The following is a 14,569-nucleotide window of genomic DNA, read 5'->3' as shown; positions in this document are numbered from 1 at the left end:
ATGCCGGAATATGACGTGCTTTGCATCGGCAATGCCATTGTCGACATCATCGCGCAATGCGACGAGGCCTTTCTGGAAACCAACGGCATCATCAAGGGCGCGATGAACCTCATCGACACTAGGCGCGCCGAGCTGCTCTACAGCCGCATGGGACCGGCGATCGAAGCTTCAGGCGGTAGCGCCGGCAACACGGCGGCGGGCGTGGCGAGCTTCGGCGGCCGCGCCGCTTTTTTCGGCAAGGTGTCGAACGATGCGCTCGGCGACATCTACAGCCATGATATCCGCGCCCAGGGCGTGGCCTTCGACACTAAGCCACTGCAAGGCGAGCCGCCGACGGCTCGCTCGATGATCTTCGTCACGCCGGACGGCGAGCGCTCGATGAACACCTATCTCGGCGCCTGCGTCGAGCTGGGGCCGGAGGACGTCGAGGCCGACAAGGCGGCCGGCGCCAAGGTCACCTATTTCGAGGGTTATCTGTGGGATCCGCCGCGCGCCAAGGAAGCGATCCGGCAGACCGCGAGGCTGGCGCATGCGGCGGGGCGCGAAGTGTCGATGACGCTGTCGGATTCCTTCTGTGTCGACCGCTACCGCGACGAGTTCCTCGATCTGATGCGCTCCGGCACGGTCGACATCGTCTTCGCCAACAGCCACGAGATCAAGTCGCTCTACCAGACCGCTTCCTTCGAGGACGCGCTGGTGGCGATACGCAAGGATTGCAAGATCGCCGCCGTCACCCGCTCGGAAAAGGGCTCGGTGATCGTGCGGGGCGACGAGACCGTCACTATCCGCGCGACCACGATCAAGGAACTGGTCGACACGACCGGCGCGGGCGACCTCTATGCCGCCGGTTTCCTCTATGGATACACGACCGGACGCAGCCTCCAAGACTGCGGCGACCTCGGCTCGCTGGCGGCCGGGCTGGTTATCCAGCAGATCGGCCCGCGACCGCGCCAGAATCTGCGCCGCGAAGCGGAACAGGCGGGCCTGCTTTAGTTCCGCCGCGTCATCCCGGTCGGGCGCCAAATGAACCCGGCTGTCGCGCCGCTGTCATAGATCGCTCCTAGAGGCACATTGGGCGTTCTGCGACTGACATTTCAGGACGGCCGCAGCAGTTGGGGTGTCAAAAATGCAAGACAGCAACCTTCACGGTCGCTGCGTCCGTCGCCATTGCGATAGCCGCTTTCCGCTGTAGCCGTTCAACGACGGCACAGTTTGGGAGAAGCGCGACGCGCAAGACAGATGCATGACCAGATTTCAGAATCCGCCTGAAGGAACTTCGCAAGACGCCTTGGCCGAACTTGTGGCCGAGGCTGTGCGACAGGCTCTGATGCAGCATGGCGTCCTAATGGAGGCGGAGGCGCTGATCTGCGCCACCGCGATGGCCGGCGGTGTTGCCGCCGCCCTTCCGTTCCTGCCGCAGGCGCAGCGGCTTGCCATCACCTCCTTCAAGGGCAGTTGGACCGGGCTCGCCTCCGAATTCTTCCGCGCGATGGCGGAGAAGATCGCGCGCGCCGAGCCGCGCGACGCAGGCAGCAGGGACGAAAATCCGAAGATCGGGGCCGGCAAGCCCATCGCCCGGCCCTTTGCCGAGCTGGTCTCCGAGCTGCAGTCGATGCTGATCGAAGACTGGGCCGGCGAGGTCGCAGGTTCGACCTATCTGGAAGAGAAGTTCCGCATACCTCGCTCGACGCTGCACCGCTGGCAAAGGCGCGGTGAGGTCGTCGCGCTGCGCAAAGGCGGCCGCAAGCATGTCTTCCCGCTCGCCCAGTTCATCGACGGCAGGCCGGCCCCCGGCATAAGCGAGGTGTTGGCGGCCATCACCAATCCGAGACTGGCCTGGTTCTGGCTCGCTCATCCCTGCCCCGAGCTGGATGGCCGCATCCCCATCGAAATGCTGCGCGAGAGCTCGGCACATTGAAGACCTACACCGAAACGCGCTTCAACTTCGGTGACAAGAACCTGGTCACCTCCAACGGTAAGGTTGACACCAACCCCGCTGCCAACAAGGCGCCCGACCTGCATTTCGCCTGGGTCCAGCTCGGCGGCCTGCGCGTCGGTAAGGACGAAACGCCTTATGACCAGTTCATCGGTTACGCGGGCAATGTCATCCAGGACACGATCATTCCGTACGGCGTCAAGGACACCAACGTCGTCAGCTACTACTTCGATGTGGACGGCGGCTTCTCGGGCGTCATCTCGCTCGAAGAGGGCTCCGGCGTGACCGGCACGATCGACAGCTACGTTCCTCACGTCGTCGGCGGCTTGAAGTACAAGGGCGACTGGGGTGCGATCACCGGCGTCGTCGCCTATGACAGCAACTATGAGGAAGTGGCCGGCAAGGTTCGCCTCGACGTCAATGTGAGCAAGGAACTGTCGCTGTTCGTCATGGCCGGCTACGGCACCGACGACAACCTGAGCGACGATGCCGGCAACGCCATCGACGGCCATGGCCGCGGCTTCTACAAGCCGTGGGGCGGCAATTGGGCCGTCTGGGGCGGCGGCACCTACAAGTTCAACGACAAGACGGCGTTCAATCTCCAGGCTTCGGCCGACGACGACAAGAACTACGCTTTGGCGGCGAACGTCGCCTACACCATCGTGCCGGGCTACACGATCACGACCGAAGTCGACTGGAACCACTTCGGCCACTTCTACGACGGCACTCCGTTCGGCAACTGGACCAAGGCCGACAAGAAGGACAGCGTCGGCGGCATCGTCCGCTTCCAGCGCAATTGCTGATCGAAAGCTGCGACCCAAACAGAAAGGCCCGCGGCATCGCCACGGGCCTTTTGTGCTGTCAGCGATGGTGAAAGCAGATCGCTCCGCGTTATGCTAATCGCCAAATCACGGAAGTCACTTTTGCTGCTCCGTGCTCGGCGTATTTACCGTGTCCTTAACAATATCTTCCCGCGCACCTTCAAAAAAACCAAGGTCTGGTTGTCCCGCGATCTTCGATTGGCCGTTTCGCGATGGAAGTGCCAATGCGATTCTTTCGCGGGAAATACCATTAAAATCCAGAAAAACCCCCAAAACCGAACGAGCCTCGACGCTAAGAGCATCGTAACCCGGGACGTTCACTGAAATCGATGCGCGCTCTACTTCTCTAGCCACGTTAAAAAGCGTGTCGGCTCTAGCGATTTTCGCCAAGTACTCCGCGATGAACTCTGCCGGTATCCTATCTGCGTCTTGGTAGAATCCATACTCTATTTGCTTTGCCGTAGCCTGACCGTTTTCCGCATACTTTCTAGCTAAGCTAATCGCCGCACTTACAATGGGCATCGAAGCTACCGCCTCAGATTGTCCAAATCTAATCGCATTTACGATAATACTTTTTCTTTCTTCCGGAGATCTAAACGCTTGGTCAGCCAACACAAAATCAAGACTTATGGCAGCAAGCGCTGAGGTTAGATAGAAAAGCCTTAACCCAACCAAGGCCTGCCCGGATGACGGCTGGGCAAGCGCCGTCTGTTCGGCAAAAAAAGCGCTCGCAGCCAGATTCCTGTTGGCAGACTGGACCCCGATACCTGTTATCATGGATGCTCGAGCACTATGCAAGGTGTTGCGCCACTCACTAGAACGCCTCTGATTATCAATCTGTCGCACCAAAGCATTTAGATCGTCGAGTGAAAGCTGATCTGCGACCTTCAATTTGTCGCTTTGCACAATTTTTGAAACCGCGTCGCCATCCAAGATTTGTAAGCCAAGCGCTTTTCCAAGTCGTCGAACGGCGGGACGGCTGTCAGTTGTCGCCACAACCGCACCATCGACCCCCAGAGCCGCCTGAAGCCCTTTAGTCCAAACCACCCGCTCGGCTGCTTTGGGCGATTTCTTGTTCTTGATATCAACGATGATGCGTCTACGAGTTGACGCAGCGGGACGCTCGTAGAGCCACAAATCCACGTCCGTCACGTCTTCCCCGTCAAGTTGGTAAGGGAGACCCCTGACAACAAAATAACCGGCCTGCCAGAAGTAAGCCTTTAGGCTCTCCTCCAGCTCTTGTCCCTTCGCTCCACGGCTAGCAGCCATTAGAAGCCTCCTTGCTGTCGCAACGCCTGGAGTACGTCTTCAGTCATGCGCTTACTTGGCGCCGCCTGCTTTCTACGAAAGTCGGAACGCGATTTCTCGGGCCCCACATACCCAGTCATCGATCCTGGAAGAATCTGATTCAACGAGTTAACTGACGCGGTCTCGCCCGTCGTCAGTACGGCCAAGGCCATTTCTCCGATGTCTCGCTTGAGAAGCGTCATAATGTATCCGTAGCCCGAAGCCTTCTGGACCCTCAGAACCCCCCTCATCTCCAAGATGCGATAATCTTCTCCGATCGCCGTGGCTGGACCAACTGGCTTTCCGGAATTTAGCTTGTTGAGGAGCAATCGAATAAACTCGATTTTGCCCCGGCCAGAAGAACTCTGGGTCATGCCATATGTAAGCGCGGCCACAAGCGCTTTCGCGAGGTCAAATGCATCATCTGCCATCGGATCGTTGAACTTGTGGAACGCGGCTGGCTTGGTGACAAAACCATATTCACCAGAAGCATTAGCGACATGATTGATGTCGTACATCCCAGCGGCCTTCAATTTCTCCAGCAGACTGTCCCCTAGAATATATTCCGCCTTTTCAACAGAAATACAGCCAATACGGTTTATTATACCGTCAAGCTCAATTACCTTCGCCTGATCTGTTGACGATAGCGAATCTATAACTTTTTTAACCTTTGACAGATTGTCCCGTCTGAATAGGTTCCCGTTGAAATACAATTTTGAGCTTCCGCTGCCCTCCGCATCAACAAATCCAATATTTTCCGAAACCTTTAAAAAATCAATCGTCCTATCAGACGTGATTTTGAACTCGTCAGAAATTAGCTGTTGCGTTATATTTGTTCAAGTGGAGCTTTTGAGGTCAGTTCTGCAAGTGCAATTGTGGCACGTTCTTCACGAGTCGGGTTTTCGGCCTCAAACAGATCGGACGCATGCTGAACTGTGGCCGAGCTTGTCAAGCCGATAACTTCGACATCCCCCGTGGCGCCCACGTCAATAACACGTCGCCGTTTCAACATTTCCACAAGGGTCGGAAGTTCCATCTTTGGGTTGATGCCAGCGGCCGCAGCCAAGGCATCTACGCGCGTTTTTTCCAGAACCGCTTGATCCGTACCGGCAAACTGCGACAATAGCGCTGCCGCCTTTCCCGCGACCTCCAATGCTGGAAATTGTGCGCCAGCCCCCATCGTGCCAGACGCTTTTTGTCCGTGATGTACAACCCATGCGCCTTTACCAGCCTTGGACAGTTTGTCATAGGTGCCGGACATCGCTACTCCTAATTCACTTGCAAAACATATTATGTCTAAAAATAGACTGTCGACGGTTCGACATCGCAAATAGTATTAAGAGAAATATTATTCAAGCTCCCGCCGTATAGGCCGCGATCGCCGCCATGTTGACGATGTCTGAGTCCTTGGCGTTGAGCGAGACGATCTGCACCGGCTTGTTCAGACCGACCAGCAGCGGGCCGATGACGGTCGAGCCGCCGAGTTCCTGCAGCATCTTGGTCGAGATCGAGGCCGAGTGGAAGGCGGGCATGACCAGCACATTGGCCGAACCGGTCAGCCTGATGAACGGGTACTGCGCCATGGCGCGCGGGTTCAGCGCCACGTCGGCGGCCATCTCGCCGTCATATTCGAAGTCGACGCGGCGCTTGTCGAGGATGCGCACCGCCTCCTGCACCCGCTCGGAGCGCTCGCCCTGCGGATGACCGAAGGTGGAGTAGGCGAGCATGGCAATCCTCGGCTCGTAGCCCATGCGGCGGGCAAAGCCGGCCGCCTCCTCGGCGATGTCGGCGATCTGCTCGGCATTCGGCATGTCGTGCACGGCGGTGTCGGCAACCAGCACGGTGCGGCCCCTTGCCAGCACGATCGAAACGCCGATCACGCGGTGGCCCGGCTTGGCGTCGATGACGCGGCGCACGTCGTCGAGCGCGGTGGAATAGTTGCGGGTCACGCCGGTGACGATGCCGTCGGCGTCGCCCAGCGCCACCATGCAGGCGGCGAAATGGTTGCGGTCGTTGTTGATCAGGCGCTGACAGTCGCGGAAGAGGAAGCCCTTGCGCTGCATACGTTCGTAGAGATAGTCGGTGTAGATCCCATTGCGGCGCGACAGCCTGGCATTGATGATCTCGAGGCCTTGCTTGTTGAGCTCGATGCCGGCGTTGCGGGCATTCTCCTTGATGACGTCGTCGCGGCCGAGCAGGATCGCCGTGCCCAGCCTCTGGTTCACATAGGAGACGGCGGCGCGCATCACCTGCTCCTCCTCGCCTTCGGCGAAGACGATGCGCTTGGGCTGGCGGCGGACGCGGTCGTAGATGCGCTGCAAGGTCGAGGCGATCGGATCGCGGCGGGCGGAGAGCTCATGCGCGTAGCGGTCGAGATCGAGGATCGGCTTGCGGGCGACGCCGGACTCCATCGCGGCCCTGGCCACGGCAAGCGGGATCGCCGAGATCAGGCGCGGATCGAAGGGCACCGGGATGATGTAGTTGGGGCCGAATTTCGGCCGGTTGCCCTGATAGGCGGCGGCGACGTCGTCGGGCACGTCCTGGCGCGCCAGCTCGGCCAGGGCGCGTGCGGCGGCGATTTTCATCTCGTCATTGATGGTGGTGGCCCTGACATCCAGCGCGCCGCGGAAGATGTAGGGAAAGCCCAGCACATTGTTGACCTGGTTCGGGTAATCCGAGCGGCCGGTCGCCATAATGGCGTCGGTGCGGATCTCGCCGACTTCCTCGGGCGTGATCTCCGGATCCGGATTGGCCATGGCGAAGATGATCGGGTTCTTGGCCATCGACCGCACCATGGCGGGGGTCAGCGCGCCCTTGGCGGAAAGCCCGAGAAAGACGTCGCAGCCGTCAAGCGCCTCGGCGAGCGAGCGCGCCTCGGTCTTGACCGCATGCGCCGACTTCCACTGGTTCATGCCTTCGGTGCGGCCCTGGAAGACCACGCCCTTGGTATCGCACAGGATGATATTTTCCGGCGAAAAACCCATCGCCTTCATCAATTCGATACAGGCGATGCCCGCTGCGCCCGCGCCGTTGCAGACCATTTTCGTGGTCTTCATGTCTCGGCCGGTGATCTCCAGCGCGTTGATCAGCCCGGCAGCCGAGATGATGGCGGTGCCGTGCTGGTCGTCGTGGAAGACGGGGATGTCCATCAGCTCGCGGAGCCGCTGCTCGATGATGAAGCATTCCGGCGCCTTGATGTCCTCGAGATTGATGCCGCCGAAGGAAGGTCCGAGGAAGCGCACGCAGTTGATGAACTCGTCGGCGTCCTCGGTCGCCACTTCGAGGTCGATCGAATCGACATCGGCGAAGCGCTTGAACAGCACCGACTTGCCTTCCATGACCGGCTTCGAAGCCAGGGCGCCGAGATTGCCAAGACCGAGGATTGCAGTGCCATTGGAGATGACGGCGACCATGTTGCCGCGCGTCGTATAGTCGAAGGCGCGGCTTGGATCCTCCGCGATTGCGCGCACAGGAACGGCGACGCCCGGAGAATAGGCGAGGCTCAGATCGCGTTGCGTGGCCATCGGCTTGGTGGCGACGATCTCCAGCTTGCCCGGCCGACCCATGGCGTGGAATTCGAGCGCCTCCTGCGCGCTGACGGAGGGCCCGCTGCTTTCGGTTTTCCTGGCCATGATGCTTTTGATTTCCTCGCCTGTGCGGCACCGCTTGGGACGGCTGCTTGCTTATGGTTCCCACCGATTAAGGCTACACGCGGCGACTGTAAACCGACAAGCCGGGCGAAGCTGCTTCAACGCAGAAGGCCGGCAATGCGGCGGACCGATTGACGGCGAGCTGGCAGCATGGCTCGCGCTTTCCCCTGCTTTTCGAGCCTCCGGCATTAAACCGCCCTGCCACATCTGCTAGCGTTCGGGCATGAACATGCACATGCCGACCGATACCGACGCCCAGGAAACGACGACGCCGGCGCCCACCATGGGCGGCGTCACACCGATGATGGAGCAGTATATCGAGATCAAGGCGGCGAACCCGGATTCGCTTCTGTTCTACCGCATGGGCGATTTCTACGAGCTGTTCTTCGACGACGCCGAAAAGGCGAGCCAGGCGCTCGGCATCGTGCTCACGCGGCGCGGCAAGCACCAGGGCCACGACATCCCGATGTGCGGCGTGCCGGTGCATGCGGCGGACGATTATCTGCAGAAGCTGATCGCGCAAGGCTTCCGCGTTGCCGTGTGCGAGCAGATCGAGGACCCGGCGGAAGCCAAGAAGCGTGGCTCGAAATCGGTGGTGCGCCGCGACGTGGTGCGGCTGGTCACGCCGGGCACCATCACCGAGGACAAGCTGCTTGCACCCTCGGAGTCGAGCTTCCTGATGGCGCTGGGGCGAGTGAAGGGCGGCAATGCAGCCAGCCAAGGCAGTTTCGCGCTTGCCTGGATCGACATCTCGACGGGCGCGTTTCGGGTGGCTGAAACCTCGGCCGAACGGCTGCTTGCCGACATTTTCCGCGTCGATCCGCGCGAGCTGATCGTCGCCGAGCCGGTGTTCCATGACGCGGAGCTGCGGCCGGTCTTCGACGTGCTCGGCCGGGTCGCCAACCCGCAGCCGCCGTCGCTGTTCGATTCGGCGTCGGCCACGGGTCGCATCGCCCGCTTCTTCGAGGTGGCGACCCCGGGCAGTTTCGGCACTTTTTCGCGTGCCGAGCTGTCGGCGATCTCGGGCGCCATCGCCTATGTAGAGAAGACGCAGAAGGCCGAGCGGCCGCCGCTGTCGCGGCCGGAGCGCGAGGAGAACGGCTCGACGCTTTTCATCGACCCGGCGACGCGCGCCAATCTGGAACTCCTGCGCACGCTATCCGGCAGCCGCGAGGGCTCGCTGTTCAAGGCGATCGACCGGACCGTGACCGGGGGCGGGGCGAGACTGCTCGCCGACCGGCTGATGGCGCCGCTGACCGACCCGGCATTGATTTCCGCTAGGCTGGATTCGGTGTCGTTCTTTCGCGCCGAAGCTCGGCTTTGCCAGGGATTGCGAACGAGCCTGAAAAGTGTCGCCGACATGCCGAGGGCGCTCTCCAGGCTGGCGCTCCACCGCGGCGGCCCGCGCGACCTTGGCGCGCTCAGCGCCGGCTTCGAGGCCGCGGGCGCGATCGCCGCACTGTTTGCGACGACGGCGCTCCCCGCCGAACTCGCCGCGGCGCTCTCGGCGATCCATGGCTTGCCCGAGGCGCTCGCCCGCCATCTCGGCGAGGCGCTCGACGACGAATTGCCGCTCATCAGGCGCGACGGCGGCTTCGTGCGGTCAGGCTACAATGCCGAACTCGACGAGATGCGGGCGCTGCGCGATGAGTCGCGAAAGGTGATCGCCGGGCTGGAGCGCTCGTTGATCGAGGAGACCGGCATCCGCTCGCTGAAGATCCGGCACAACAATGTGCTCGGCTACTACATCGAGGTGACGGCCAACCATCATTCGATCATGACCGGCAGCGACGTTGCGAAGGCGCGCTTCATTCATCGCCAGACCATGGCCAACGCCATGCGCTTCACCACGACGGAACTGGCGGAGCTGGAATCGAAGATCGCCAATGCCGCCGATAAGGCGCTGAGCATCGAGCTTGCCACCTTCGATCGGCTGACGGCGGAAGTGGTGAGCGAGGCCGACAGCATCCGCGCCGGCGCCGAGGCACTTGCAGTCCTCGACGTGTCGTCGGCCTTGGCGCTACTGTCCGAGAGCGAGGGCTGGTGCCGGCCGGTCGTGGATTCCAGCCTCGCCTTCGAGATTGCCGGCGGCCGCCACCCGGTAGTCGAACAGGCGCTCAGGCGGTCAGGCGAAGGCCCGTTCGTCGCCAATGACTGCAATCTTTCGCCTGAAAACGGAGCAAAGGCCGGCGCCATCTGGCTGCTCACCGGGCCCAACATGGGCGGCAAGTCGACCTTCCTGAGGCAGAACGCGCTGATCGCCATCCTTGCCCAGACCGGCTCCTTCGTGCCGGCCGAAAGCGCCCATATCGGCGTCGTCGACCGGCTGTTCTCGCGCGTCGGCGCCTCGGACGATCTGGCGCGCGGCCGCTCGACCTTCATGGTCGAGATGGTCGAGACCGCGGCGATCCTGAACCAGGCCGGGGAGCGGGCGCTGGTCATCCTTGACGAGATCGGCCGCGGCACCGCGACCTTCGACGGTCTGTCGATCGCCTGGGCGGCGGTCGAATATCTGCATGAAAAAAACCGTTGTCGTGCGATCTTCGCCACGCATTTCCACGAGATGACGGCGCTGGCCGGCAAGCTTTCGCGGCTCTCCAACGTCACCATGCGGGTCAAGGAATGGGAAGGCGACGTCGTCTTCCTGCACGAGGTCGGCAAGGGTGCCGCCGACCGTTCCTACGGCGTGCAGGTAGCTCGGCTCGCCGGACTGCCGGAAGCGGTGGTGGCGCGCGCCAAGGAAGTGCTGCACCAGCTCGAGGAAGGCGAAGTTTCCGGCAAGACCAACCGGCTGGTCGACGATCTGCCGCTGTTTTCGGTGGCGGTGAAGCGCGAAGCGCCGAAGCCGGCGAAGAACGATGTCCTGGGCGAAGCACTGGGCGCGATCAATCCGGACGAGATGACGCCAAGGGAGGCGCTGGAGGCGCTCTACAGGCTGAAGGGGCTGGCGGCGAAATAAGGCTTTCCAGCGTCATTGCGAGCGCGCCTAGATCATCTCCAGCCCGCGCTTGCGCGTCGGCGGCGGGAAGGCGCGGTCAAGTTCGGCAAGGTCTTCCGCTGTTAGGACGATGTCGAGCGCCGCAGCATTTTGGCGGACATGCTCCTGCCGGCTGGCCTTCGGGATGGCAACGACGCCTTTTTGCGCCATTACCCAGGCGAGCGCGACCTGCGCCGCCGTGGCGTTGTGGCGGGCGGCAACGGCATCGAGCCTGGCGTTGCGCGCCAGCGCGCCCTGCTCGACCGGCGAATAGGCCATCAGCGGGATGCCGCGCTCAAGGCTCCAGGGCGCGAGGTCGAATTCCGGACCGCGCCGAGAGAGGTTGTAGAGGACTTGGTTGGTCTGGACGTTGGCGCCGGAGGGTAGGCCGACCAGTTCCTCCATCTCGTCGGTATCGAAATTGCTGACGCCCCAATGGCGGATCTTGCCGGCCGCCTTCAAGGCCTCGAAGGCTTCGATCGTTTCCGACAGCGGCACGCTGCCCGGCCAGTGCAGCAGATAGAGGTCGATGCGGTCGGTGGCGAGCCGTTTCAGACTGTTCTCGCAGGCCCGCTTGACGCCGGCGCGCGAGGCGTTGGACGGCAGCACCTTGGAAACCAGAAAAGTCTCGTCGCGGCGCCCGGCGATGGCTTCCGCCACCACCTCCTCGGCGCCGCCGCCGGCATACATTTCCGCCGTATCGATAAGCGTGATGCCGAGATCCAGCCCAAGCCTTAGCGCCGCGGCCTCGTCGGCGCGGCGCCGGCCGTCCTCACCCATCTTCCACGTGCCTTGACCCAGCACCGGAACGGCTTCGCCTGACGGCAGGAAAGTGGTTCTGATTTTAGAAGACATGGCCCGCTCCGCGTGAGGCTGGATCGCAGCACAAGCATGGCCGAAAATCCAGGCCGAAGTCCTCGCCTTCGTCCGGATTTCCGGCGCGGGGAACTAGTTCACCGGATGCTTGGCAAGCCAATCCTGCATTTTTTTGATCTCGGCTTCCTGCGCCTTGACGACGTTCTCGGCGAGCTTGCGGATTTCCGGGTCCTTGCCGTTGGCGATCACCACCTTGGCCATGTCGATGGCTCCCTGGTGATGGGGGATCATGCCGCGGACGAAGTCGACATCGGCATTGCCGGTGTAGTTGAGCATCATGTCCTTGTGCATCTTGACCATGGCCGCCTTGTAGCCAGCGGTTGCTGGGCTGTCCGCGCCCATGGCCATCCCGGACATGTCGTGCTTCATTTCGTCCGATTGCGCGGGCACGCTTTCGAGGAACACCGCGATCAGCATTCCCGCCGCCATCAGCAGCAGCACAATCTTCTTGGCCAAGGTCATCCAATATCTCCTGTTGAATGGAATGTCGTATTTGGGGGCGTCGCTCAGAGTTTCAACGTTCTCAGCCGCAGCGCGTTGCCGATCACCGAGACCGACGACAGGCTCATCGCCGCCGCCGCGATCATCGGCGACAGAAGCATACCGGTGAGTGGGTAGAGCACTCCGGCGGCGACCGGCACGCCGAGCACGTTGTAGAGGAAGGCGAAGAACAGGTTCTGGCGAATGTTGCGGATCGTCGCCTGGGCCAGTGTGCGGGCTCTGACGATGCCGTTGAGATCGCCCTTGACCAGCGTGATGCCGGCGCTTTCGACCGCGACGTCGGCGCCGGTGCCCATGGCGATGCCGACATCGGCTCCGGCAAGCGCCGGCGCATCGTTGACGCCGTCGCCGGCCATGGCGATGCCGGCGCCCCTGGCGCGCAGTTCGTCGACAAGTGCCGCCTTCTGATCCGGCAGCAGCCCGGCGCGGACCTCGTCGATGCCGAGCCTGCCGGCGATCGCTTTTGCCGTGCGCTCGTTGTCGCCGGTCGCCATGATGATCCTCAAGCCCTTGTCGTGCAGCGCCTTGATCGCCTCGGCCGTGGTTGCCTTGACCGGATCGGCGACGGCAACCAGGCCGGCAAGCTTGCCGCCGACGGCAACGAACATCGCCGTCTTGCCTTCGGCCTGCAGCGCTTCCGCGCTGGCGGAAACGGGCGCGGTGTCGACGCCGAGGTCGGCCATCATCGCCGCATTGCCGAGCGCAACCTTCCTGCCGGACACGGTGCCGGCAACGCCCTTGCCGGTTATCGCCTCGAAGTTCTCGGCACCTGCAAGCTTGGCGCCGCGTTCGGCGGCACCCTCGACGATCGCCTCGGCGAGCGGGTGTTCCGAGCCCTTTTCGAGCGTCGCGGCGAGCGCCAGCAATTCATTCTCCGCAATGCCTTCGGCGGCGACGACATCGGTCAGCCGCGGCCGGCCCTCGGTCAAGGTGCCGGTCTTGTCGACGATCAGTGTGTCGACGGAGGCGAAGCGCTCCAACGCCGCCGCTTCCTTGATCAGCACGCCGGCATGCGCGCCGCGGCCGGTCGCGGTCATGATCGACATCGGCGTGGCCAAGCCGAGCGCGCAGGGACAGGCGATGATCAGCACCGACACCGCCGACACGATGGCGAAGGCCAGGCTGGGCTCGGGGCCGAAGAGCGACCATACAATGAAGGCGATGATCGCCACCAGCACGACAGCCGGCACGAAGTAAAAGGAAACTCGATCTGCCAGCCCCTGGATCGGCGCGCGCGAGCGCTGCGCCTTGGCGACCATTTCGACGATGCGCGAAAGCGTGGTCTCGGCGCCGACCTTTTCGGCACGCATGATGAGGGAGCCGTTCTTGTTGAGCGTGCCGCCGGTGAGCGAATCGCCCTCCGACTTCTCGATCGGCAGCGGCTCGCCAGTGATCATCGATTCCTCGATGGCCGAGCGCCCCTCGAGCACAATGCCGTCGACCGGCACGGCATCACCGGGACGGATACGGAGCCTGTCCCCGGTCTTGACGCTGTCGAGCGGCACGTCCTTCTCGGACCCGTCGGCGCCGATCAGGCGCGCCGTCTCTGGGGCAAGGTCGAGCAAGGCGCGAATGGCCGAGCCCGTGCGCTCGCGGGCGCGTAGTTCCAGCACCTGGCCGAGGAACACCAGCGAGACGATGACCGCGGCCGCCTCGAAATAAACCGGCACGCTGCCATCATGGCCGCGAAACTGGTGCGGGAAGACATCCGGGAACAGCGTCGCGACAAGGCTGAAGAGATAGGCAGCGCCGACGCCGAGCGAAATCAGCGTCCACATGTTGGGACTGCGGTTGAGCAGCGATGCCCAGCCACGATGGAAGAACGGGAACGCCGCCCACAGCACCACCGGGCTCGCCAGCGCCAGCTCTGCCCATGTCTTCGTGCGGCCGTCGACGAAGCTTTCGAAGCTGACGCCGAGCATCGGCGCCATTGCGATGATCAGAAGCGGCAGCGAAAGCACGGCGCTGACCCGGAAGCGGCGGGTGAAATCGACAAGCTCCGGATTCGGGCCTTCGTCGCCGGAGGGCACGCCCATCGGCTCCAGCGCCATGCCGCAGATCGGGCAGGAGCCGGGCCTGTCGCGGATGATCTCGGGATGCATCGGACAGGTGTATTGCGTGCCCTTAGGCATCGGCTGCGGCGCAGGCCGGCCGGCAGGATACTTTGCCGGCTCGGCTTCGAACTTGTCCTTGCATCCGGCCGAACAGAAATAGAAACCCTGCCCCTCGTGTCGGACAAAATGCCTGGCGCTAGCGCGGTCGACATTCATGCCGCAGACGGGATCGGTGGCCGTCAGATATTTGTCCGGCTCGGCCTGGAACTTCGTGCGGCAGCGCTCGCTGCAGAAATGAAAGGTCCTGCCGCCATGCTCGGCCGCCGGCTTGCCGGCCGCCGGGTCGACCGCCATGCCGCAGACGGGGTCGCGAATCACCGCTTCGGTCGCAGGCCGAGCATTCTTCCCCGAACAGCAGGATGCGCCGTGCGCATGATGATGGTTATGGTCGGAATGGGTCATTAAGC

The 14,569-nt window shown here is 62.5% G+C and carries 10 protein-coding genes and 1 pseudogene; 4 read left to right on the top strand and 7 right to left on the bottom strand.

From position 1 onward, the window contains the following. The 3 genes and pseudogenes from EOD29_RS19915 to EOD29_RS19905 form a co-directional block, all read left to right on the top strand. Entirely contained in the window at positions 1-993 is a 993-nt protein-coding gene (locus tag EOD29_RS19915) for an adenosine kinase (protein ID WP_127217391.1), read from the top strand. A gap of 250 nt (positions 994-1,243) precedes the next feature. Further along, a complete protein-coding gene (locus EOD29_RS19910; RefSeq protein ID WP_127247553.1) occupies positions 1,244-1,918 on the top strand; it encodes a hypothetical protein in 675 nt (224 codons plus the stop codon). Then, positions 1,903-2,739, top strand: a pseudogene (locus EOD29_RS19905) (porin); the annotation flags it as partial. The gene EOD29_RS19910 and the pseudogene EOD29_RS19905, both read left to right, overlap by 16 nt. A gap of 114 nt (positions 2,740-2,853) precedes the next feature. Here EOD29_RS19905 and EOD29_RS19900 read toward each other — a convergent pair. From EOD29_RS19900 to EOD29_RS19885, 4 genes are all read right to left on the bottom strand, one after another. Continuing rightward, positions 2,854-4,026: a hypothetical protein gene (locus EOD29_RS19900; protein ID WP_127247552.1), complete on the bottom strand. Its 1,173-nt coding sequence runs from the start codon at positions 4,024-4,026 to the stop codon at positions 2,854-2,856. Next, positions 4,026-4,757 carry a hypothetical protein gene (locus EOD29_RS19895; RefSeq protein WP_127247551.1) on the bottom strand — a complete coding sequence of 244 codons (732 nt, stop codon included), beginning with the start codon at positions 4,755-4,757 and terminating at the stop codon, positions 4,026-4,028. Before EOD29_RS19895 ends, EOD29_RS19900 begins: the two co-directional genes overlap by 1 nt. A gap of 113 nt (positions 4,758-4,870) precedes the next feature. Next, entirely contained in the window at positions 4,871-5,305 is a 435-nt protein-coding gene (locus EOD29_RS19890) for a hypothetical protein (protein WP_127247550.1), read from the bottom strand. Positions 5,306-5,396: 91 nt separating this feature from the next. Further along, positions 5,397-7,676 carry an NADP-dependent malic enzyme gene (locus EOD29_RS19885; RefSeq protein ID WP_127247549.1) on the bottom strand — a complete coding sequence of 760 codons (2,280 nt, stop codon included), beginning with the start codon at positions 7,674-7,676 and terminating at the stop codon, positions 5,397-5,399. A gap of 253 nt (positions 7,677-7,929) precedes the next feature. On the opposite strand from EOD29_RS19885, the gene mutS reads away from it, so the two are divergent. After that, a complete protein-coding gene (mutS, locus tag EOD29_RS19880) occupies positions 7,930-10,653 on the top strand; it encodes a DNA mismatch repair protein MutS (RefSeq protein ID WP_245475371.1) in 2,724 nt (907 codons plus the stop codon). Positions 10,654-10,680: 27 nt separating this feature from the next. Here the strand turns inward: mutS and EOD29_RS19875 are convergent, their stop codons facing one another. From EOD29_RS19875 to EOD29_RS19865, 3 genes are all read right to left on the bottom strand, one after another. After that, positions 10,681-11,526: an aldo/keto reductase gene (locus EOD29_RS19875; protein WP_095799244.1), complete on the bottom strand. Its 846-nt coding sequence runs from the start codon at positions 11,524-11,526 to the stop codon at positions 10,681-10,683. Between the two features lie 93 nt (positions 11,527-11,619). After that, on the bottom strand, positions 11,620-12,009 hold the full coding sequence (locus EOD29_RS19870; protein WP_095799243.1) for a DUF305 domain-containing protein: 390 nt from the start codon (positions 12,007-12,009) through the stop codon (positions 11,620-11,622). 44 nt (positions 12,010-12,053) lie between these two features. Next, complete coding sequence (locus tag EOD29_RS19865; RefSeq protein ID WP_127247547.1) at positions 12,054-14,564, bottom strand: heavy metal translocating P-type ATPase; 2,511 nt, start codon at positions 14,562-14,564, stop codon at positions 12,054-12,056. Positions 14,565-14,569 lie beyond the last annotated feature (5 nt).

The sequence above is a fragment of the Mesorhizobium sp. M1A.T.Ca.IN.004.03.1.1 genome (assembly GCF_003997555.1).
Classification (GTDB): Bacteria; Pseudomonadota; Alphaproteobacteria; order Rhizobiales; family Rhizobiaceae; genus Mesorhizobium.
Note: the sequence above shows the minus strand (reverse complement) of the source record. Positions and strands in the feature narration are given on the sequence as shown.

Coding starts and splice junctions, on each gene's coding strand:
- EOD29_RS19890 (WP_127247550.1), bottom strand. CDS start 5,305: ATGTCCGGCACCTATGACAAACTGTCCAAGGCTGGTAAAGGCGCATGG.
- EOD29_RS19915 (WP_127217391.1), top strand. CDS start 1: ATGCCGGAATATGACGTGCTTTGCATCGGCAATGCCATTGTCGACATC.
- EOD29_RS19865 (WP_127247547.1), bottom strand. CDS start 14,564: ATGACCCATTCCGACCATAACCATCATCATGCGCACGGCGCATCCTGC.
- EOD29_RS19870 (WP_095799243.1), bottom strand. CDS start 12,009: ATGACCTTGGCCAAGAAGATTGTGCTGCTGCTGATGGCGGCGGGAATG.
- EOD29_RS19885 (WP_127247549.1), bottom strand. CDS start 7,676: ATGGCCAGGAAAACCGAAAGCAGCGGGCCCTCCGTCAGCGCGCAGGAG.
- EOD29_RS19875 (WP_095799244.1), bottom strand. CDS start 11,526: ATGTCTTCTAAAATCAGAACCACTTTCCTGCCGTCAGGCGAAGCCGTT.
- EOD29_RS19900 (WP_127247552.1), bottom strand. CDS start 4,026: ATGGCTGCTAGCCGTGGAGCGAAGGGACAAGAGCTGGAGGAGAGCCTA.
- EOD29_RS19910 (WP_127247553.1), top strand. CDS start 1,244: ATGACCAGATTTCAGAATCCGCCTGAAGGAACTTCGCAAGACGCCTTG.
- mutS (WP_245475371.1), top strand. CDS start 7,930: ATGCCGACCGATACCGACGCCCAGGAAACGACGACGCCGGCGCCCACC.